We start from the raw sequence: 20448 nt of genomic DNA, 5'->3' as shown, positions 1-20448 counted from the left end.
TGGATTCATGACCGAAACCGCCTGCGCCTTCGGGGTGAAAGACGCCGAAGAGCTCGCGCGGACGCTGCTGCACCCGTTGACCGAGCGCTGGCAGCACACGGCGGCCGTCGCGGTCCGGGCCGAGCAGCTCGCCGGCACCGTCGACGCGGCCGACCGGGAAATCCTGGTCGCCGCCGCCTGGTTACACGACATCGGCTACGCCACCGCGACCCACGACAGCGGCTTCCATCCGCTCGACGGCGCCCGCTACCTGCGGAAACGCGGAGTGTCCGAGCGCTTGTGCTCGCTCGTCGCGCACCACTCCGGCGCCCGGTTCGTGGCCGAGGCCCGCGGGCTCACGTCCGAGCTGGCCGAGTTCCCGCTCGAGGTCTCGGCGTTGTCGGACGCGCTGACCTACGCCGACCAGACCGTCGGGCCGCACGGCCGGCCGTACTCGGTCGAGCAGCGGATGGCCGAGGTGCTCGACCGGCACGGCCCGGAATCTCCGCAGGCCAAGGCCTACTCCACCCGGGCGCCGTACTTACTATCCGTAGCAGAGCGAGTTCGTCGCCGGTTCGCTCAGTACAGCCAGCGGTGACCTTCGATCACGTCCTCGATCGAGCGGTCCTGCGCCCAGAGGTGGTCGGAGCGGCGCACCGCCCGGTACGCGCCGGCCAGGTCCGCGCCGAGCACCTGCTCGATTCGCGGGTTCTCGGTCAGGACGGCGATCTGCTCGTCGGTCGTGATCGGGAGACGTCGGATCTTCAGCGACGAGCGCTTGTCCTCGGTCCAGGTGCCGATGTCGTCCTGGATCGGGTCGGGCAGCTTCAGTGACTCCTCGATACCGGCCAGGCCAGCGCCGATGACGACGGCCAGCGCCAGGTACGGGTTGCCGGAGGCGTCCGACGGGGTCATCTCGACGTTCGCGTGCGCCGACCCGAGCATCGTCGTCGACGGCAGGAACCGCAGCGGGGCCTCCCGGTTGCCGATGCCCCAGAACGCGTAGGCGCCCGAAAACGCGCTCGGCCGCAGCCGGGTCATCGACGGGACGCTCGGCGCCGTGACCGCGGCGATCGCCGGCAGGTCGCGCAGCAGGCCGGCCAGGTAGCCCGCGCCCGCCTTCGACAGGCCGTGCGGACCGTCGCCGACCAGCAGGTTCTCCCGTCCGCGCCAGATCGAGCTGTGCAGCCGCCAAACGTTCCCGATCCCGGCGACGTCGACGACCGGCGCGAAGCTGGCCCGCAGGCCCTGGGCCCGGGCGGCGGCGTGGATCGTCTGCCGGGCCAGCATCTGCCGGTCGGCCGCGCTGATCGGGTCGGTCGCGGTGATGCTCACCTTCAGCCGGGCGGCGCCGTGCTCGGCGTGCAGCTGCCCGACCGGGACGCCGTCCGCGGCCAGGTCGGTCAGCAGCTGGGCGGCGAACTCGTCGACCCGGAGCAGCGCGGTCGGGCTGTACGCCGGGCCGCGGTGCGCGGGCGTGAGTTCGGCGTCGCGGGCCAGGTAGAACTCGAGCTCGTACCCGGCCCGCACCGTGAAACCGGCGTCCTGGGCCCGCTCGACCTGGCGCTCGAGCACCGAACGCTGGTCGTAGGCGGTGGGGCAGCCGTCGGCGCCGAGCTGGCGGCCGGGCGCCCAGGCGAACGCGGGCTGCCCCTTCAGGCGCACCAGCCGGTCGATCACCGGCACCAGCCGGACCTCGCCGGACGGCGTCGACAGGCCCTCGTGGGCGAACGTCGTGCCGTCGTGCGAGTCGAGCACCGCGAACAGCGAGCTCAGGCTGACGCCGTAGGCGGCGGCGCTGGAGAGCTGGTCGATCGGGACGGTCTGCGAGCGCGGGATGCCGTTGTTGTCGGCCCAGACGATCGTCACGCCCTTGACGCCTGCGGTGGCGAGTTCCTCAGCCGCGCGGGCCCAGAGCTCCTCCGGCGTCGGAATGGCCGGTGGGCTCACGGTGCTGAGCGCCATGATCTCTCCTAATCTCCCAAAACGGTCATTACTGCACAGATCATGGCAGCCGAGCTGAGCGGGAGCAATGAGCCGGTGTCATCTGCAACGAATCAGGGGTTAGGCTGCCCTTACTAACGACAGAAGGAGTCCCCGGGATGACTCAGCCCCGACGTCCCCGTCAGGCCCGCCAGGCAACGGTGTTGCGCACGGAGCAGCTGACCCCCCATCTGATCCGGGTCGTGCTCGGTGGTGAGGGGTTGGCCGGCTTCCCCGCCGGTGAGTACACCGACCACTACGTGAAGATCCTGTTCCTCCGGGACGGCGTTCCGTACCCGGAGCCGTTCGACCTGGAGAAGGTCCGGGCCGAGTTCCCGCGCGAGTCCTGGCCGCGCGTCCGCACCTACACCGTGCGCAGCTGGGACGCCGAGACCGGCGAGCTGGCGATCGATTTCGTCGTCCACGGCGACGAGGGTGTGGCCGGTCCATGGGCCGCCGCCGCGCAGCCCGGTGACGTCCTGCTCTTCCAGGGCCCGGGCGGGGCCTACGCGCCGGACGAGGACGCCGACTGGCACCTGCTGGTCGGCGACGAGGCCGCACTGCCGGCGATCGCCGCGTCGCTCGAGCGGGTGCCGGCCGGGCGCCCGGCCCACGTGTTCGTCGAGGTCGGCGGCCCGGACGAGGAGCTCAAGCTGGCCACCGACGCGGACGCCCGGATCACCTGGGTGCACCGGGGCGACCGCGTGGTGGGCGAGGCCCTGGTCGACGCCGTCCGGATGCTGGAGTGGCCGTCCGGTGCCGTCCACGCGTTCGTGCACGGCGAGGCGAACTTCGTCAAGGAGCTGCGCAAGCTGCTGCGCGTCGAGAAGGACGTCCCGCGCGAGCAGCTCTCGATCTCCGGCTACTGGCGTCGCGGCCGCGACGAGGACGGCTGGCAGTCGACCAAGGGCGAGTGGAACGCCCAGGTCGAGCAGGAAGAGGCCTCGGCTATCGCGTCCCGAGGATGACCGACCAGATCGGCACGTTGCGGGTGTCGCGCCGGTAGTCGGCCCCCAGCGACGTGTACCCGCACATCAGCGTGGAGCGGGACACGAGCTGGACGGTGATCGGCAGTGCCTCGTCGGCGTCGCCCGGCGCCGGGAAGCCGTACGAGGCGGCCTCCTGCGCCGAGTCGGCGCCCAGCACGACCGACTCGACGACCCGTCGGCCCGGGAAGCCGGCTTTCCCGGCCCGGTCTCCCGGGTCGGTGCCGTCCGGCGTCTTCAGGTCGAGGTAGCCGGTCGCGACCATCGTGTCCATGTGGCTCCTGGCCGCGGCGACCAGCGTCGGATCGAGAGTCACCGGGCGGCACCCGAGCCGGTCGAGCTGCTGGTTGACCGTCGTCAGCACCGCGTTGTTGACGACGTCGGCGGTCGGCGTCGGGGCCGGTGTCCCGCCGGGCGCGGCCGACGGGATCCCCGGCACCGCCGCGGCGGTGGGCAACTGCGGCGGGTCGTCGTCGTGGGTCGTGTAGTGGTCGAGTTCGCTGGTCAGCAGCGCCCCGAGCACGAGGACGAGCGCGACGAACCCGGAGGCGATCGTCCCGACCCCGCTGAACCGGCGGCGCGAGCCGCTGTAGAGGTCCGGCCGTGAACGCCGACGGCTGGTGGATGGGTAGGCGGATCCGGACACTCCGGCTCCCTTCGCGATTCGGCCCCGACACTCTGCTAGTTGTGTCTCGAATCACGGGGAACCACGGGCCTAATTGGAGCGAGGTTCACACGAACCACGCCATCAACGGCAGGCTCAGTAGTGATCTCCATCTTGGGGTGCATCCGGTGAACAGCGCCCGAATAGTACGAAATCACTATGGAAATGGACGCATACCTCGAGTGCCCCGGCTGCGACTACTCGGTGCGGTTCCACGCGCCGGACGTGGCCGCACCGCCGGAGGCCCTGATCCGCGCCTGGCGAGGTCTGCTGCACGAGGAGCACCCGCGGCACCCGCGTCCGCTGCCGCGCTACCGCGACCGGTCGGTCCCCGCGTAACCCGGCCGACCTCGGGTAAGACGCCTCCGAGGTCTACGGCGTGCTGCATACTGTAGACAACAGTCTGCGGAACGGAGTCCGCCGTGACGCTTCTCGAAACACGCCGAGCCACGGAATGGCGAACGGCACGCGTCCGCGCCCGGCAGCTCGCCCGGCCGACCGGCTGCGAGTCGATACCGCTCGCGGACGCGGCCGGCCGGGTACTCGGCGCCGAGGTCTGCTCGCGCACCCAGGTGCCGGGGTTCGACACCGCGGCGATGGACGGCTACGCGGTCGGCGGCCCCGGGCCGTGGGTGGTCGTCGGACGGGTGCTCGCCGGAGCCGCGTCCCCGGGCGCGCTGGCGCCGGGCACCGCGGTCGAGATCGCCACCGGAGCGCCGGTGCCGAGCGGAACCGGGGCGGTGGTTCCGTACGAGGAGTCCCGGGTCGACGGCGACCTCGTCGACGCGTCTCCGCCCCGCAAGACGCACGTCCGGCGGGCCGGGGAGGACCTGCGACCGGGTGACGTCCTGGCCACTGCCGGGAGCGACCTGAGCGCGCCCCTGCTCGGGCTGCTGGCTCAGGGCGGGGCCGACACCGTGTCGGTGCGGCGTCGGCCGTCGGTGCGGTTGGTGGTGACCGGGGACGAGGTCGTGCAGCTCGGCCTGCCCGGGCCGGGCCAGGTCCGGGACGCGCTCGGCCCGCTCGTATTGGCGCTGGTGGAGCGGGCCGGAGCGGCGCGGCCCGAGCTCGTCGCGGTGCCCGACGACCACGACCGGCTCCGAGAGGCGATCGCCGGCTCGGACGCCGACGTCGTCGTGGTGACCGGGTCCTCGTCGGTCGGCCGGGCCGATCACCTGCACGCGGTGCTGGCCGAGCTCGGTGCGTCGCTGCACGTCGACGGCGTGGCCTGTCGTCCGGGGCACCCGCAGGTGCTGGCCGAGCGACCGAACGGCCGCTGGGTCGCCGGGTTGCCGGGAAACCCGTTCGCGGGGCTGGTCGCCGCGCTGACCGTGCTCGTCCCGCTGCTCGACGGCCTGCTCAGCCGGGCTCCGCGCCCGGTCTTCCGGCTTCCGGTGGGCGGTCCGGTGTCGGCCCCCGGGTCGGTGACCCGCCTGGTCCCGGTGCGGCTCGGCGATGGTGCGGCGGTTCCGGTGGCGGACGCCGGGCCGGCCCGCCTCCGGGCGGCCGCGGACGCCGACGGGGTGGCCGTCCTCGAGCCGGACTGGACGCCGGACCAGCCCGCCGAGATCCTCCGGTGGTGAGCCGCCGGTCTAGGGGTGGACGTCGCCTGCGCAGCACCTGTCCGAACACGGCGACGCGGTCGGGGCGGTCGGGGCGGTCGGGGCGCAGCACGCGTCGCCGCGCCAGGCTGTGCGTCCTTCCCGGACCGCGACGGCCGCGATGGCCAGCGCGGCGACCGGGTCGGCCCACCACCAGCCGAACAGCGAGTTGACCGCCAGGCCGGCGAGCAGGACGGCCGAGAGGTAGGTGCAGAGCAGGGTCTGCTTGGAGTCCGCGACCGCGGACGCCGATCCCAGCTCGCGACCGGCTCGCCGCTGGGCGGCCGAGAGCACCGGCATGACGACCAGCGAGACGGCCGCCAGCGCGAGGCCGACCGTCGAGTGGTCGGGCCTCTCTCCGCCGACGAGCGCGCGGACGGACTCGACCGAGACGTAGGCGGCCAGCGCGAAGAACGAGAACGCGATGACCCGTAGCGCGACTTTCTCCCGGGCCTCGTGGTCCCGGTCGGCGAACTGCCAGGCGACCGCGGCGGCCGACGACACCTCGATCACCGAGTCGAGCCCGAACCCGATCAGCGCCGTGGACGACGCGAGGCGGCCCGCGGTGATCGCCACGACCGCCTCGATCACGTTGTAGCTGATCGTCGCGGCGACCAGCAGCCGCACCCGCCGGGCCAGCAGGTCCCGCTGGACCGGCGGGACCGCGCCGATCAGTGGAAGCGGTGAACTCATCAGCAGCACCCCTTCTCGCCCGAGTCGGCGCAGGCCGCCGGATCAACCGCCAGGACCAGGCCGAGCAGGTCACCCAGCGCGTGCGCGAGCCGCGGATCGGCCAACTCGTAGCGGGTCCGCCGACCCTCCGGGACGGCCACCACCAGCCCGCAGCCGCGCAGGCAGGCCAGATGTACTCAGAGCCGGGTGGCCACGGCCAGGAAACGGGACTCGGCGTCGTCGTAGCGGTCGAGGCGCCAGCCGGTTGCCGCGGCCGAGGCGGTGAGGGGGCCCTCGGACAGGGGCTCGTCCGCACGCAGCACCCGGCCGTGCCTCGCGGCCAACGCGGCCCGCCCGGACGGGTGGAACAGCACCAGACGTCCGCCGGCGCGCGTGACTCGGGCGAGTTCGCGCAGGCCGGCGTCCGCATCGGGGAGGTGCATGAGGAGCCCGGCGGCGAAGACGCCGTCGGCGGACGCGTTCGCCAGCGGGAGGCGGCAGGCGTCCGCGAGCAGCAGCGACGCGCGCTCGGAGACGCTGCGGACGCGAGCCTCGGCCAGCATCTCGGGCGTGAGGTCGAGACCGATGACGAAACCGGTGGGGCCGGCCGCGGAGCGCAGAGCGGGCAGCGCCCGCCCGGTGCCGCACCCGACATCGACGAGCACCCCACCGGTCCGGAAGCCACCCTCCCGCACCGCGGCCGCGTACGCGGGCAGGTCGTCGCCGAACCGGGTGTCCCAGGTCGCGGCCTTGGCCGCGAAGAACGCCCGGGACTCGGTGAGGTACCAGCGGTCGGAGCTGGCCAGCCGTTCGGAGACCCGCCGGATCACCGGCCAGGTCGGATCTTGCAGGTCGAGAACCACGTCGGCAGCGTCGGTGAGCGGTGCCCGAGCGCCGGTACGGAGCCACACGACGACGTCCCAGCCCCCGGCCGGCGGATGAGCGCGGTGCTCGCGGCCGTCGGCCACGGCGATCGTCGCGGGGCCGTCGGGCCAGCACGGGACCTCGCCGTCGAGACCGGCCAGCCGCTCGCACGGATGCCCGGCGGCCCGCAGCGCTTCGGCCAGCCGGTCGGCCACGACGTCGGCATGAACACCGTCGACCACGACGGTGGCGCCGGCCGGAACGAGCTCGGCCAGGCAGACCAGCACGGCGTTCCACCGGAGGGTCTGCGTCGTCGTCAGCGACGACCAGGCCGGAAGCGCGATCATGCACTCATTCTGCCGCGCAACGCAGTTGCGGCGGAATGAGCCGATCAGTTCCGTACCTGCGGTGGCGGAAGACGTGCCGGTACGTCTGCGGCGAGACCTCGACCAGGCGCTGGAAGTGGTGCCGAAAGTTGGCCGGGGTGCCGAAGCCGGCCAGTCGGGCAATCCGCTCGACCGGCTCGTCGGTGCTCTCCAGCAGTTCCTGCGCCCGGCGGACCCGCTGCTCCAGCAGCCACTGCAGCGGCGTCGCGCCGAGCGTGGTCCGGAACCGGCGGGCGAACGTCGTCGGGCTCAGGTGGGCCTGTTTCGCGAGGTCGGCGACGGTGAGCGGCCGGTCGAGGCGCTCCTGTGCCCAGGCCAGCACGTCGCTGAGGTCGTCGGTCTTCCGCGCCGGGATCGGGGACGGATGCTGGGCCTGGCTGCCCTGCCGGGGCGGCGGCACGACCATCCGGCGCGCGACCTCCGCGGCCACGGCCGCGCCGTGGTCCAGCCGGACGATGTGGAGCGCCAGGTCGATCGCGGCCGCGGTCCCGGCGCTGGTCAGGACCCCACCGTCGTCGATGAAGAGGACGGTCGGGTCGACGGTGACGCGCGGGTAGCGGTGGGCGAAGTCGAGCGCGTTCATCCAGTGCAGCGTGGCCCGCCGGCCGTCGAGGAGCCCGGCCGCGGCCAGCACGTAGGCGCCGCCGCAGAAGCTGACGATGCGTTTTCCGGCCTGGTGGGCGTTCTCCAGCGCGCGGAGGAGCCTCTCGGGCGGATCGATCTGGGTGTCGCGGTGGATGCCCGGCACCAGCAGCGTGTCGGCCTTCTCGAAGTCGTCGAGGTCGTACCGGGTCTCGACGGTCAGGCCGGCCGCGGTGCGCAGCGGCCCGGGTTCGGCCGCACACAGCCGCAGGTCGTACCAGGGGTCGACGATGTCGCTGCGGTCGAGCCCGAAGACCTCGCAGGCCACGGCCAGCTCGAACACCGGGAGGTTGTCGGCGACGGCGACCGCCACCACGTGCCGACTCATGGCAGGAATTTAGCGCAGCGCGGTGGTTATCGGGCTGTTCGCCGGTTTGGCCGGCGCCGAAGGTTGCCGGTATGAAACGACTCTCCCTCGCGCACGGCACCGCGTTGTACGTCGGTGCCGTGCTGGGTACCGGCGTCATCGCGTTGCCTGCTCTGGCCGCCGAGGTCTCCGGTCCGGCGTCGCTGTTGGCCTGGTTGCTGCTGGTCGTCGCGTCCGCTCCGCTCGCGTTCGCGTTCGCCGCGCTCGGCTCCCGCTATCCGGACGCCGGGGGAGTCTCGACGTATGCCCGGCTGGCGTTCGGGCCCCGGGCGGCGACGATCGTGGGCTGGTGTTTCTTCTGCGCGATCCCGCCGGGAGCGTCGGCGGCGGCGCTGTTCGTCGGGGCCTATGTGGAGTCGGCGGTCGGCGGCGGACGGGTCACGGTCGGGGTGGCCGCGGTGGCGATGGTCGCGGTGGTCGGGGCGACCAACGCGTTCGGCGTGCGGCTGTCCGGCCGGGTCCAGTTCGGACTCGCGTTTCTGCTGGTGACGTTCCTGCTGGCCGCGGTCGTGCTGGCGGTGCCGCACGGGAGCCTCGACAACCTGCGGCCGTTCGCGCCGCACGGCTGGCTGGCGATCGGGCCGACCGCGGCGCTGCTGGTCTGGAGTTTCGTCGGCTGGGAGGCGATCACGCACCTCACCGCCGAGTTCCGCCACCCGGCCCGCGACGTGCCCCGGGCCACCGCGGCGGCCGTCGTCCTCGTCGGCGTGATGTACGTGGCGGTCGCGTTCGCGGTGATCGCGGTGCTCGGGCCGGCGGCCGGTGCGTCGGCCGCGCCGCTCGGCGAGGTGCTGGCCGTCGCGGTCGGCGGGGACGCCCGGTGGCTCGCCGCCGGCGCGGCGATCCTGCTGACGTTCGGCGCGATCAACGCGTACGTCGCCGGGGGCGCGAAGCTCGGCTCCGCGCTCGGCCGGGACGCTGCGCTGCCGGCCTGGCTGGGGCTGGGGAGCAGTGCCGGTGAGGTCCCTCGGCGCAGCCTCGGCGTGCTGCTGACCGGCGTGTTCCTGGCGCTCGGCGGCGTGCTCGTGACGGGTGTGTCGGCGCGGGCGTTGGTGCTGGTCACTACTGGGTTGTTCGTCACCGTGTACGTCGTCGGGGTGGCGGCGGCGGTGAAGCTGCTGCCGTCGCGGAGTGCGTCCTGGTACACGGCGGTGGCGGCGATGGTGATCGTGCTGGCACTGGCCGCCCTGACCGGCCGGTACCTGCTGTGGGCGGTGCTCGTGACCGCCGGCGCCCTGCTCTACGTGCGGGTCTCCGCGCGGCGGAGGTCCGTCGTGCCGGGCTGAATCCGGTCAGGCGGGGGCGCTCTGGGGGGCCAGCTCGGCGGTCATGGCGGCGGCTGGGATCGGCTTGCTGTAGTAGTAGCCCTGGCCGAGCTGGCACCCCAGCAACCGCAGCACCCGCGACTGCCAGGACGTCTCGATCCCCTCCACCACCGTGCCGAGCCGGAATCCGCGGGCCAGCTGCACGATCGTGCGCACCAGCGCGAACTGGCGGGCGTCGCCGGGCTGGGCGCAGGGGACGAACGCGCGGTCGATCTTGATCGTGTCGATCGGCAGTTCCTGCAGGTAGGCCAGCGACGAGAACCCCGTCCCGAAGTCGTCGATGGCGACCCGGACGCCGGCCCGGCGGAGCTCGGCCAGGTGCGTGATCGCCCGGGGCATGCCGGTGCCGAGCAGCACGCTCTCGGTGATCTCGAGCGTGAGCGCGGACGGCGGCAGGCCGCTGTCGGCCAGCGCGCTCTCGACGACCACCGTGAAGTTCGCCTCGCGGAGCTGGTGCACCGACACGTTCACCGCGACCCGGGTGCCGTGGTCGCGGTGCCAGGCCGCCGCGTCCCGGCAGGCCTGGCGCAGCACCCAGGTACCGAGCGCGACGATCAGCCCGCTGTCTTCGGCGGCCGGGATGAACTGGTCGGGGCTGAACGACTCCCAGCGGGCCAGCGCCTCGACCCCGACCCAGCGGCCGGTCTGCAGATCGACGACCGGCTGGTAGAACACCGAGAACTGGTCCTCGTCGAGCGCCTCGCGGAGCCGGTCGACCATCCTCGCCTGAGCCAGATGTCTGGTCCGGAGCTGCGGGTCGTAGCAGACGAACTGGTCGCGCCCGGCCTCCTTGGCCGCGTACAGCGCCAGGTCGGCGTCACCGAGCAGGCGGGCGGTACCGACCTCGTCCTCCAGCGGACGCAGGCCCAGGCTGGCCGCCGTATAGAGCTGGTACGGGCAGACCCGGAACGGACGGCGCACCGCCGCGAGAATCGCCTCGGCGTACCGGACGCTGGTCTCGTGGTCGGTGTCGCGGAGCAGCACCGCGAACTCGTCGCCACCGAGCCGGGCCAGCAGGTGCGGCGGCGCGACCACCCCCTGGACCCGCTCGCTGAGCGCGACCAGCAGTTCGTCGCCGACCTCGTGACCGTACCGGTCGTTGACGTCCTTGAAGCCGTCCAGGTCGAACAGCAGCAGGGTCGCCGGCTGCCCGGCGCCGAGCGCGGACTCGACCGAGTCGCCGAACAGGGCCCGGTTGGGCAGGCCGGTGAGCGGGTCGTGGGTGGCCTGGTGGCTCAGCTCGCGGCGGAGCGTCATCTGTTCGCCGAGCGCGATCTCGAGCGCCGCGGTGCGGGCGTCGAGCGTCGTCGCGCGCTGCTCGGCGACCCGGGCGACCGCGGTCAGCCGGAACACCAGGAGGACGGCGGTGACCGTCGTCGCGGCGAGCGGCACCACGACGTCCAGCGCCATCAGGCGGGCCGGCTGGTGTAACTCGCGGAGCAGCGAGATCGCGGTGGCGATCGGCCCGACCAGGATGAGCAGCACGTATCCGTGGGCCACCACCCCGCGGCTCGGGCTCTCGGTCGGCGCCGGGTCGACGGCGGCCGACGGGTGGAGGGCCGCGGTCGCCAGCAGCAGCGTGCCGATCAGCCAGCCGAGCATCGAGGGCGACGCCCCGAACGTCGCGCCGTTGTCCAGGCGGGTGGCCATCCCGATCGTGTCGCCGGCCAGCAGCGAGATCAGCGCCAGCACGGTCAGCACGCCGGACGGCGTCCGCATTCCGGCGGTCAGCACGCGGCGGGCCGTCGTCGTCACCATGAGCAGGCCGAGCATCGGTAGCAGGGAAGCGGTGACCGCGACGACGCCGTCGTCGGCGAACGCGTCCAACACCGGGTCGATGACCCCGGACCAGGCGAGGACGACGACGGTGCAGGCGAGGATGCCGACCTCGGTCGCGTTCGTGAGCTTGGTGCGGTGCCGTCCGTGCAGCGGGAGGACGCCGAGGGCCGCGGCCAGCAGCAGGTAGACGGCGAGGAAGAGCCAGTCGACCGCGGCCGGGGGGAGGGGCACGGGCAGGCCGAACAGGACGTCGACGCGCTGGAGCAGCTTCGTGCCGGTCAGCAGCGTGACCGCGATCAGGACGATCAGCCAGCTCAGCCGCTGTGGGGGCCGGTTGATCCGGATGCCGGCGGCCAGCCCGGCGATCGTGGCCAGTTCGGCCAGGCTGCAGAGCAGCGGGCGCGCGTCCGGCGGGGCGAGGTTGACGACGGCGATGGCGCTCAGGCCGCCGAGCAGGAACCAGCGCCACCAGTGTTGCGGGTTGTCGCGCAGAATGGTCTCGCGCAGCATCGAGCGTCTGTTGACGAGTGCCGTCAAACCACTCACACCCCCGGCATCGCGGGTCCCGGTCGCCCCAACCGATGCCAACCTTTGCACCACTGAGGTCGGTCCGCGTGCCAAACCCGAGCACGTGTCGCAAACTTTCGACCGATATGGACAGACGGGTCGATCTGCTCCGCCGTCCGGGTCGGGTCGGGTCAGCCGGGCGGGCGGGGCCAGGCGCGGAACGCGGTGTCGAGGGCGCGGACGAGCTGGACGAACGAGCGGTCGACGTCCTGGGGGAGGCCGAAACCGCCGGCCGCCTCCAGTGACACGAAACCGTGCATCGCACTGCGCAGGGCGCGGGTGGCGTCGATCGCGTCGTCGCCGGTGAGACCGTAGCCGTGCAGCGTGGCGTAGATCGTTTCGACGGCTCGCTCACCGGCTTTCACGTGGACCGGGTCGTTCGGGTCGGGGACGCGCTGGGTGGTCAGGTAGCGGCCGGGGTGGGCGTGGGCGTAGGCGCGGTACGCGTCGGCGACCGCGATCACCGCGTCCAGGCCCGAGCGGCCGATGGCGGCGGTGGCCATGGCTTCGGCGAGTTCCTGGGCGGCCAGGGCCGCGAGTTGCCTGCGCAGGTCGTCCAGGCCCTTGACGTGTTTGTAGAGGCTGGGCAGGGCGACGCCGAGCCGCTGGGCGACGAGCGCGAGCGTCAGCTTGTCGAGCCCCACTTCGTCGGCCAGCCGGGCCGCCTCCCCGACGACGATCGCCGGCGTGAGCCCCGCCCTAGGCATACCTAGTCTCCATAGCCTTCAGGCTAAGATGGCTAGCTTGACCCCGTCAAGGCCGCGACCACCGCGGCAAGCCCCAGCGCAGCGACGCGAGCCACTGAGCGGCGTCGGTCGGCGTCAGTACGGTCGTCACGTCGGGGGGCGGCGCCGGCCGGTCGATCATCACCACCGGCAACCCCAGCTCCCTGGCCGCGGCCAGTTTCGGGTACGTCGCCGACCCGCCGCTGTCCTTCGTCACGACGACCTCGATGCGGTGCTCCCGCAGCAGCGCCAGCTCGCCCTCCCGGGTGAACGGCCCGCGTGACAGCAGCACCTCCGAGTGCGCAGGCAGCGGCACCGACGGCGGATCGACGCTGCGGACCAGGAACCACCCGGCACACCCCGCGAACGGCGCCAGCTCCTGGCGACCGATGGTCAGCAGCACTCTCGTCCCCAGCGACGGCAATGCGGCGGCCGCGTCCGCATAGGACGGAACCCGCAGCCAACGGTCACCGGGACCCTCGACCCACCCCGGACGCCGCAGCACCACCAGCGGCACCCCGGCGGCCGCGCAGGCCGTCACCGCGTGGGACGTCATCTCGGCCGCGAACGGGTGGGTCGCGTCCACCACCGCGTCGATCCCGGCCGAACGCAGATACGAGACCAGCCCGGGAACCCCGCCGAACCCCCCGACCCGCACCTCCCCGGCCGGCCGCGACGGTTCCCGCACCCGTCCGGCCAGCGAGCTGACCACCGAGTACCGGCCGACCAGCAAGCCGGCCAGCTCCCGCGCGTCCCCGGTCCCGCCGAGGATCAGGACTCTCGGCACCGGGCCGACGAGTACAGGTGCGAATCGGAGAACTCGGACGCGGTCAGCACCGCCCCGACGATGATCACCGCGGTCCGGACGATCCCGGCCTCGGCCACGGCCGCGGCGATGTCCCCGAGCGTCCCCCGCAGCACCAGCTCGTCCTCCCGGCTGGCCCGGGCCACGACCGCGACCGGGCAGTCCTCGCCGTACGACGGGATCAGCTCGGACACCACCGCGGTGATCCGCTGCACGGCCAGGTGCAGCACCAGCGTCGACCGGCTCGCGCCCAGCGTCGCCAGGTCCTCGCCGGGCGGCATCGGCGTCGCCCGGGCCGACGTCCGGGTCAGGATCACGGTCTGCCCGACCCCGGGCACGGTCAGCTCGTGCTTCAGCGCGGCCGCGGCGGCCGCGAACGCCGGCACGCCCGGCGTCACGTCGTACGGAATCCCCAGCGCGTCCAGCCGACGCATCTGCTCGGCCATCGCGCTGAACACCGACGGGTCGCCCGAGTGCAGCCGAGCCACGTCGAGGCCGGCCTCGTGAGCGTCGACGATCGAGGCCAGGATCTGGTCCAGGTTCAGGCCGGCCGTATCGACCAGCCGCGCCCCGGCCGGGCACCACGACAGCAGTTCGACCGGCACTAACGACCCGGCGTACAGACACACCGGCGACGCTTCGATCAACGCCCGCCCGCGCAGCGTCATCAGGTCCGCCGCCCCCGGCCCGGCCCCGATGAAGTGCACGGTCATCGCTTGATCACCACCCACTGCGTCACCGGCATCATCGGCTTCCACCCGAGGAAGCCGCCGACCGGCGCCGCCCGGCTGATCTCGATCCGGGTCAGGTCGCCGCCGAGCTCGGCCTGCCACCGCCCCAGCACGGCCTCCGACTCGATCGTCACCGCGTTCGCCACCAGGCGCCCGCCCGGCTTCAGCGCGTCCCAGCAGGCCTCGACGACCCCGGGCGCGGTCACCGCGCCGCCGATGAACACCGCGTCCGGCGTCTCCAGCGCGGTCAGTGCCTCCGGCACCGACCCGACCTCGACGGTCAGCCCCGGCACCCCGAGCGCGGCCGCGTTCCCGGCCAGCCGGGCGGCCCGGTCCGGACGGTGCTCGACCGCGACCGCCCGGCACGACCGGTGCGTCCGCAGCCACTCGATCGCGATGCTTCCCGCGCCCGCGCCGACGTCCCACAGCAGTTGGCCCGGTATCGGGGTCAGGCGGGCCAGCGTGATGGCCCTGACCTCGCGTTTCGTGATCTGGCCGTCGTGATCGAACGCGTCGTCGGGCAGCCCGGGGACCAGCGGGAGCAGCCGGGCGTCGGGCGCCGCGACGCAGTCGACCGCAATCACGTTCAGCGCCCCGGTGACCTCGCCGGCCCACTCGGACGCGCGCGCCGTGCGCCGGGACTCCGCCTCCGAACCCAGGTGCTCCAGCACCGTGATCTGGCTGTCCCCGTAGCCTCGGGCGACGAGCAGCGACGCGACCTGGGCCGGCGTCGTGCCGTCGGCGCTGAGCGCGAGCACCCGGCGCCCGGGGTGGATCGCCGTGTGCAACCGCTCGACCGGACGCCCGACCAGGCTGACGATCTCGATCTTCTCCTCCGGCCAGCCCAGCCGGGCGCAGGCCAGCGAGATCGACGAGGGGTGCGTGATCACCCGCACGCGGTCGGGGCCGAGCTGCCGGACGAGCGTCGATCCGACGCCGAAGAACATCGGGTCGCCGCTGGCCAGCACCGCGATCCGGCGGTCGGCATGGGCGCCGAGCAGCGACGGGATTGCGGGGAGCATCGGCCGGGGCCAGCTCACCCGCTCGGCGTTGAGGTCGGCCGGGAGCAGGCCGAGCTGGCGGCGGCTCCCGAACACGACGTCGGCCTCGCGCAGCGCGGACCGTGCGGGATCCCCGAGCCCGGTCCAGCCGTCGGCACCGATCCCGACGACCGTTACGACTTCGAGGGGAAACACGGAGGTCACGGCAGCAGACGGTAGCCGTTCAAAAGTGCGGTGGCCGCATCGGCGGCTGGGCGGAGTGACGACTGTCTCCCTTTTTCCGGAACTTCCGGCTCCTCCCGAGCGACCAACCCCAGGACGGTCCCTCCGACGAAATGCAGGTTTGCGCATGTGGGTTCGCCGGGCCGCCGTGCTCGTCGCTCTGGTCACCGGGCTGCTCGGGCTCGCGGCCGGGCCGGCGTCGGCGCACACCGTCGGCGGGGTCGGCGCGACCGACTTCCGGACCGAGCTGACGCGGTTCACCGGGGCTCCCGGGGTCGCGCTCTCGGTCGTGGAGAACGGCAGCAAGCTCGAGGTCCGGAACTCCACCGCGATCCCGGTGATCGTCCGGGGCTACCAGAGCGAGCCGTACGCGAAGGTCGGCCGGGACGGCGTGTACGTCAACGAGAACTCGCCCGCGTACTACCTGAACGCCGACCGGTACGGGGTGACCAGCGTCCCGGCGACCGCGGACCCGAAGAAGGCGCCGTCCTGGCGCAAGGTCTCCGGTGATGCGTTCTTCCGCTGGCACGATCACCGGACCCACTGGATGCAGACCACGCTCCCGCCGGTCGTGAGCGCCGACCCGGACTCGTATCACCAGCTCAGCCGCTGGACGGTCACGCTCGACTACGGCGGCCGCACGCTGACCGGCACCGGAACGCTGGCCTGGGTGCCGGGCCCGTCGCCGTGGGGATGGTTCGCCGCCGTCGCGGTGCTGCTGGTCGCTTCGGCGGTGCTGGTGTTGCGCCTCCGCGTGCTCGCCGGGGTGGCGGCGCTGGTCGTGGTGGCGGATGCGGCGCACAGCATCGGGGTCGCGCTGCTGGGGGAGCGGGGGTTCGGCGCGTTCGTCGTTCCGCTGTTGCCGCAGGTGGCGGTGTGGGCGATCGGCGGGTTCGCGGTGTGGTTGCTGGTTCGCCGCCGGGAAGGTGGGGTGTGGGCGGCGGCGATCGTCGGGGTGTGCGTCGCGGTCGCGTCCGGCGTTCCCGACCTGCCGGTCTTCTGGCGCTCGTCGGCCCCGACGGTCCTGCCGCTCACCCTCGACCGCCTCACCGTCGTGGTCGCCCTCGGTGCCGGCCTCGGCCTCCTGGGCGCCCTGGCCCTACACCTCCTTCGCGGACGCTCCCCGCAGCGCCAAATCGTGCCTCCGACCGACGACGCCCCGGAGCCTGAGCTCGACACCGAGCCCGTCGGGGCGGCAGCCACGCCGGTGCTCGGGGGCGCCGGGGCTCGGCGGGGGATCAGCCGGCGGGAGGCCGTCGGGCTGGCCGGGGCGCTGGGCGTCGGCGGGATCGCCGGGGCCGGTCTGCAACTGGCCGCCGGCGACGAGACACCCACAGCGGCCCCACCTCCGACGACCGTCCCGCTCGGCTCGGTGGGCAGCAGGATCGTGCCGTTCCGGGGCGCCCGACAAGCCGGAATCGCCACCCCCACCCAGCGCCAGTCCCACGCCCGGATCGCCGCCTTCGACCTGCTCCCGGGCGTCGACTCGACCGAACTCAAGGCGCTCCTGCAGCGGTGGACCACCGCCGCCGCCGAGCTCACCGCCGGGGACGGCGGCGACGACATGACCGCCGACAGCGGCCCGGCCAGCCTCACGATCACGGTCGGCTTCGGGCCGAGCCTGTTCGGCCAGGCCGGAATCCCGGCCGGCGCCCGGCCGGAAGCCCTCGCCCCGCTCCCGGCCTTCGCGGGCGAGACGCTCGACCCCGGGCGCAGCGACGGTGACCTCGGCGTGCTCGTCGCGGCCGACGACGCGGTCGTCGTGTACTCGGCGATCCGCCGGCTCGAACAGCTCGCCGCCGGGACGGCGCGACCGCGCTGGCAGTTCGCGGGCTTCACCCGCGGCCGGGGCGTCACGACGAACGAAGGCGCGACCGTCCGCAACCTCATGGGCCAGCTCGACGGCACCCGGAACCCGAAACCCACCGACGCGACGTTCACCAGGACCGTGTTCGTCACCGGCGACGGCTGGATGCAGGACGGCTCCTACCTGGTCGTCCGCCGGATCCGGATGCTCCTCGACGACTGGGAGAAGCTCGACGTCGCCGAGCAGGAGAAGACCCTCGGCCGGAAGAAGGACAGCGGCGCCCCGCTGTCCGGCGGCGTCGAGACGACCCCGGCGAACTTCGGCCGCCTCGGCGCCGACGGGCGACCGATGATCGCCGAGAACTCCCACATCCGCCTGGCCACCTCGGCGTTCAACCGCGGGGCGGCGATACTCCGGCGGGGCTACTCGTTCGCCGACCCGCAGCCGGGTGGCGGCGTCGAGGCCGGGCTGATCTTCCTGGCCTGGCAGTCCGACCCGCGTACCGGCTTCATCCCGATCCAGCAGAACCTCGTCCGCGGCCACGACCGGCTCAGCACGTTCACCCGGCACGAGACCAGCGCGCTGTTCGCGATGCCGGGGGGCGTCAGCAGCGGTGGCTACCTCGGTCAGGCCCTGTTCGAGGAGATCGGCCGATGAAGCGCGCCGCGATCGCTCTGGTGCTGCTCGTCGCCGGATGCTCCTGGGGGCCCGAGGGCGGCCCGGGTGGCATCGGCCGGTCGGACGCCCCGGTCACCACCTCGACGTCCGAAGCGCCGGCCGTGGCCGCCACCGCCGGCCCGGACGGCGTCCAACGAATCTCGGTCAGCATGACCGACGACCTGAAGTTCGTGCCCGACCACGTGGAAGCCCGACCGGGCGTGATCGAGTTCCGCCTACAGAACGTCGGCGTGACACCGCACGACATGACGCTCGACGATCGGACGGCGGGGAACGTGAACGGCGGCGAGACCGTCACGTTCACCCTGACGATCACCAAACCCGGCCGGTACCCGTTTCCCTGCCTGTACCACGCCGAGAGCGGCATGCGCGGAGTCCTCGAGGTCAATCCTTAGGACAGCCTTCATTTACCGACCGTCGTCGCCTAACCTCGAACGGTGAAGGGCCCACCAGCCAAGCCCGAGGAGGCGCCATGCGTCGACCGCTCGTTGTGCTCGCCGGAGCCTTAACCATCCTGGCCGTGGCGTCGCCCGCGTCCGCGTTCGCTCACGACCGGGTCCAGAACCCGTACCTGCATTCTCTGTTGGACGTCCTGACGCTAGCCGTGGTCACGGCTCCGCTGTGGACGGCCTACTTCTGGGGCGGTGCCCGCCGTCGGGCGCTGCTCGCGCTGGTGATCGGCCTGCAGTTGCCGGTCGCGGTGATCGCGTTCGTCCCGATCGCCAACCCCGTGCTGCACGCGGTCGCGCTGACCAGCGGGCTCGCGCTGACCGTGCTCTCGGTACTCGTCGTGCGCCGGTCGGCGCGCGTCGAGCAGCCCGCTTAGCGCAGGAACATCCCGACGACCCGGCCGTCCGCGGCGAGCACCAGCTCGGCCCGCGGGCAGCCGGGTCGCGGTGCGTCCCAGCCCCGGTCGGGGAGCCCGACGGCGTGGAACGCGCAGTCCGGCTCTCCGACGTATCCCCAGGCCAGCAGGGCATCGCGGCCGTCGTACGTGTAGTGACCCACCGACGCCACCCGGTCACCGGAGTGACGCCGGTAGAACCGGGCGACGAGACCGGGCACCGCCCGCCCGTCCCCGCACAGATCGATGTCCTCGATCGTGCGGTGCGGGCGGTACCCGGCGAGGTCGGGTGGGAACACGGTCAGGAGGCGGTCGAGCGACGCAGCGCGAGCAGGCCCGCGATCAGGCCGGCCACCCCGGCGACCAGACCGGCGACGCCCAGCCCGATCGCGACCCCGTTGCCGCTGTCGTCGTCCGACGTGCTCGACGCCGACGCGGCCTCGCTGGTGTCGGTGGACGTCGCGTGGTGGTCGTCGTCGCCGGTTCCCTTGACCAGCTTCAGCGTCGGCGCCGGGTTCTTCGGCTCGTCGCTGCCGGTCTGCTCCTCGATCCAGCGGACGACCTCACCGTTGGAGTACGTCTGCAGCGCCTTGAACACGACCTTGTCGGTCTCCGGCAGCGGCCCGACCGAGATCGAGAACTCTTGGAACTGACCCGGGGCGATCTGGCTGTCCTTGCTGGTGGCGGTCCAGACGATCCGGCTGACCGCCTCGGTCAGCTGCCCGTCGTCGGTGGTGACCGGCTTGGCCAGCTTCGACGTCGTGGTCTCGATCTTCCAGCCCGGGACCGGCTTCACCGACACCGACGCGATCGGGTTGTCGGTCGGGAGCGCGACCTCGAGCTTCGTGGTGCTGGCGGCGGCTTCCTCGTTGGGGACGCGGAAGGTCAATGCGGCGTAGCCGCCCTGCGTCGCCTCGGACGGGTTGACCGTCACGTGCGCGAACGCCGGGCCCGCGAGGCCCAGCACGGCGAATCCGGCGGCGGCCACCACCGCAGCGGTACGGGCCAGGAGCCGTTGTGCCGTCATTGTGGGGTTCCTTTCACAGCGAAGAGAGGGCAGCGGCGAAGCCGGCCACCCAGGAAGGGATGTTTCAGACATGAAGGGACACGGCGCGTCCGCGCGCCGGTGGAGGCGTCTGCGCGTCGGGGCGCCGGGTGAGGCGTGGTGCGCCTGGGCGCCGGTGGCGGATCAGGCCGCGGGGAGCGCCGGCGGGCCCCGCCGGATGACGCTGAGCTGCCAGCCCGGTATCGGCCGGACGACCGGCTGCTCGGCCCCGTCGACCAGGGCGGACGGGCGCGTCGGCAGAACGAGCGCGCGGACGAGCGTCCAGAGCAGGCGCAGTGGGCCGGCGCCACGGGCGAGCCGGCGGCCGATCCGCCACACGGCGGTCTCGCCGCCCCGCAACCAGGCGGCGGCCGACAGGCCGGCGGCGAGGTGCGCCAGCACCATCGTGACGCTCGGCAGACCGCCGAGGGTCACCGGCACCTCGCCGTGGTGACCGGCGTGCGGCAGGACCTCGAACAGGACGTGCAGTGCCGCCTGGGCGGTCAGCATCGTCGTCAGGATGAACGGATAGCGCCGCTCACGCCCGGCGAGCCCGAACGCCACCACGAGGACGAGGCCCGCGCCGGCGAAGATCGCGGTCGTCGACGGCAGGTCGCGGGAGACCCACGAGTGCAGCGCGATCGACAGGCCGAGGCACACCAGGGTGAAAACCCCGGCGCGCGCTTCCCGCGCGAAGCCTTGGCCGGTCATGGCCGTGATCGTCCCACACCAGCCCAACGAGACGACCGCCACTGTGGTTCAACTGATCCACGAT

The 20448-nt window shown here is 73.0% G+C and carries 21 protein-coding genes and 1 pseudogene; 8 read left to right on the top strand and 14 right to left on the bottom strand.

Going from position 1 to position 20448, the window contains the following annotated elements; all coding sequences use genetic code 11:
- Positions 1–7 precede the first annotated feature (7 nt).
- Positions 8–577: an HD domain-containing protein gene (locus tag FL583_RS08090; RefSeq protein WP_142703889.1), complete on the top strand. Its 570-nt coding sequence runs from the start codon at positions 8–10 to the stop codon at positions 575–577.
- On the opposite strand, the gene FL583_RS08085 is transcribed toward FL583_RS08090, so the two are convergent.
- The gene (locus FL583_RS08085; protein WP_142703887.1) at positions 559–1944 is read right to left on the bottom strand and encodes a type I glutamate--ammonia ligase; all 1386 of its coding nucleotides are present in this window, start codon (positions 1942–1944) and stop codon (positions 559–561) included. The two genes, FL583_RS08090 and FL583_RS08085, sit on opposite strands and share 19 nt — an antisense overlap.
- A gap of 137 nt (positions 1945–2081) precedes the next feature.
- Between FL583_RS08085 and FL583_RS08080 the strand changes: the two genes are divergently transcribed.
- Positions 2082–2930: a siderophore-interacting protein gene (locus FL583_RS08080; protein ID WP_142703885.1), complete on the top strand. Its 849-nt coding sequence runs from the start codon at positions 2082–2084 to the stop codon at positions 2928–2930.
- Here the strand turns inward: FL583_RS08080 and FL583_RS08075 are convergent.
- Positions 2911–3594, bottom strand: a complete 684-nt coding sequence (locus FL583_RS08075) for a CAP domain-containing protein (protein ID WP_170323542.1) — start codon at positions 3592–3594, stop codon at positions 2911–2913. The genes FL583_RS08080 and FL583_RS08075 overlap by 20 nt on opposite strands.
- 177 nt (positions 3595–3771) lie before the next feature.
- Between FL583_RS08075 and FL583_RS08070 the strand changes: the two genes are divergently transcribed.
- Both FL583_RS08070 and FL583_RS08065 read left to right on the top strand, forming a co-directional pair.
- Positions 3772–3951, top strand: coding sequence for a hypothetical protein (locus tag FL583_RS08070; protein ID WP_142703882.1), 180 nt, complete (start codon positions 3772–3774; stop codon positions 3949–3951).
- Between the two features lie 83 nt (positions 3952–4034).
- Positions 4035–5195 (top strand): molybdopterin molybdotransferase MoeA, encoded by a 1161-nt coding sequence (locus tag FL583_RS08065; RefSeq protein ID WP_142703880.1) that lies wholly within the window; start codon positions 4035–4037, stop codon positions 5193–5195.
- Between the two features lie 9 nt (positions 5196–5204).
- On the opposite strand, the gene FL583_RS08060 is transcribed toward FL583_RS08065, so the two are convergent.
- The 4 genes and pseudogenes from FL583_RS08060 to FL583_RS08045 all read right to left on the bottom strand — a co-directional run bounded on the left by FL583_RS08060 (position 5205) and on the right by FL583_RS08045 (position 8105).
- The gene (locus FL583_RS08060) at positions 5205–5906 is read right to left on the bottom strand and encodes a cation efflux transmembrane domain-containing protein (protein WP_142703879.1); all 702 of its coding nucleotides are present in this window, start codon (positions 5904–5906) and stop codon (positions 5205–5207) included.
- Positions 5906–6079, bottom strand: a pseudogene (locus tag FL583_RS08055) (helix-turn-helix domain-containing protein); the annotation flags it as partial. The gene FL583_RS08060 and the pseudogene FL583_RS08055, both read right to left, overlap by 1 nt.
- Positions 6080–6082: 3 nt before the next feature.
- Positions 6083–7096: a class I SAM-dependent methyltransferase gene (locus FL583_RS40795; RefSeq protein ID WP_205751929.1), complete on the bottom strand. Its 1014-nt coding sequence runs from the start codon at positions 7094–7096 to the stop codon at positions 6083–6085.
- Between the two features lie 4 nt (positions 7097–7100).
- Positions 7101–8105 (bottom strand): helix-turn-helix domain-containing protein, encoded by a 1005-nt coding sequence (locus FL583_RS08045; protein ID WP_142703877.1) that lies wholly within the window; start codon positions 8103–8105, stop codon positions 7101–7103.
- Between the two features lie 71 nt (positions 8106–8176).
- Between FL583_RS08045 and FL583_RS08040 the strand changes: the two genes are divergently transcribed.
- Positions 8177–9430 carry an APC family permease gene (locus FL583_RS08040; protein WP_142703875.1) on the top strand — a complete coding sequence of 418 codons (1254 nt, stop codon included), beginning with the start codon at positions 8177–8179 and terminating at the stop codon, positions 9428–9430.
- Positions 9431–9436: 6 nt separating this feature from the next.
- Here FL583_RS08040 and FL583_RS08035 read toward each other — a convergent pair whose 3' ends face one another.
- The 5 genes from FL583_RS08035 to cbiE all read right to left on the bottom strand — a co-directional run bounded on the left by FL583_RS08035 (position 9437) and on the right by cbiE (position 15281).
- On the bottom strand, positions 9437–11758 hold the full coding sequence (locus FL583_RS08035) for a putative bifunctional diguanylate cyclase/phosphodiesterase (RefSeq protein ID WP_142703873.1): 2322 nt from the start codon (positions 11756–11758) through the stop codon (positions 9437–9439).
- Positions 11759–11946: 188 nt separating this feature from the next.
- Complete coding sequence (locus FL583_RS08030; RefSeq protein ID WP_142703871.1) at positions 11947–12522, bottom strand: TetR/AcrR family transcriptional regulator; 576 nt, start codon at positions 12520–12522, stop codon at positions 11947–11949.
- Between the two features lie 46 nt (positions 12523–12568).
- The gene (locus tag FL583_RS08025) at positions 12569–13327 is read right to left on the bottom strand and encodes a cobalt-precorrin-6A reductase (RefSeq protein ID WP_142703870.1); all 759 of its coding nucleotides are present in this window, start codon (positions 13325–13327) and stop codon (positions 12569–12571) included.
- The gene (gene cobM, locus FL583_RS08020; RefSeq protein ID WP_142703868.1) at positions 13312–14058 is read right to left on the bottom strand and encodes a precorrin-4 C(11)-methyltransferase; all 747 of its coding nucleotides are present in this window, start codon (positions 14056–14058) and stop codon (positions 13312–13314) included. Before cobM ends, FL583_RS08025 begins: the two co-directional genes overlap by 16 nt.
- Positions 14055–15281, bottom strand: a complete 1227-nt coding sequence (gene cbiE / locus FL583_RS08015; RefSeq protein ID WP_240746617.1) for a precorrin-6y C5,15-methyltransferase (decarboxylating) subunit CbiE — start codon at positions 15279–15281, stop codon at positions 14055–14057. Before cbiE ends, cobM begins: the two co-directional genes overlap by 4 nt.
- Before the next feature lie 145 nt (positions 15282–15426).
- Between cbiE and FL583_RS41540 the strand changes: the two genes are divergently transcribed.
- The 3 genes from FL583_RS41540 (at position 15427) to FL583_RS08000 (ending at position 18610) form a co-directional block, all read left to right on the top strand.
- Entirely contained in the window at positions 15427–17763 is a 2337-nt protein-coding gene (locus FL583_RS41540) for a Dyp-type peroxidase (protein WP_240746616.1), read from the top strand.
- A complete protein-coding gene (locus FL583_RS08005; protein WP_142703865.1) occupies positions 17760–18179 on the top strand; it encodes a cupredoxin domain-containing protein in 420 nt (139 codons plus the stop codon). The genes FL583_RS41540 and FL583_RS08005 overlap by 4 nt, the downstream gene beginning before the upstream one ends.
- Positions 18180–18256: 77 nt before the next feature.
- Positions 18257–18610: a hypothetical protein gene (locus tag FL583_RS08000; RefSeq protein ID WP_142703863.1), complete on the top strand. Its 354-nt coding sequence runs from the start codon at positions 18257–18259 to the stop codon at positions 18608–18610.
- Here FL583_RS08000 and FL583_RS07995 read toward each other — a convergent pair.
- The 3 genes from FL583_RS07995 to FL583_RS07985 form a co-directional block, all read right to left on the bottom strand.
- Positions 18607–18927 carry a hypothetical protein gene (locus FL583_RS07995; RefSeq protein ID WP_142703862.1) on the bottom strand — a complete coding sequence of 107 codons (321 nt, stop codon included), beginning with the start codon at positions 18925–18927 and terminating at the stop codon, positions 18607–18609. The two genes, FL583_RS08000 and FL583_RS07995, sit on opposite strands and share 4 nt — an antisense overlap.
- 2 nt (positions 18928–18929) lie before the next feature.
- Positions 18930–19655, bottom strand: coding sequence for a YcnI family protein (locus tag FL583_RS07990; RefSeq protein ID WP_142703860.1), 726 nt, complete (start codon positions 19653–19655; stop codon positions 18930–18932).
- Positions 19656–19817: 162 nt separating this feature from the next.
- On the bottom strand, positions 19818–20384 hold the full coding sequence (locus tag FL583_RS07985; protein WP_142703859.1) for a hypothetical protein: 567 nt from the start codon (positions 20382–20384) through the stop codon (positions 19818–19820).
- Positions 20385–20448: the final 64 nt, after the last annotated feature.

Origin of the sequence: Cryptosporangium phraense, assembly GCF_006912135.1 — a bacterium.
GTDB classification, from domain to species: Bacteria; Actinomycetota; Actinomycetes; order Mycobacteriales; family Cryptosporangiaceae; genus Cryptosporangium; species Cryptosporangium phraense.
The sequence above is the reverse complement of the archived record's forward strand: the minus strand, read 5'-3'. Positions and strand labels throughout refer to the sequence as shown.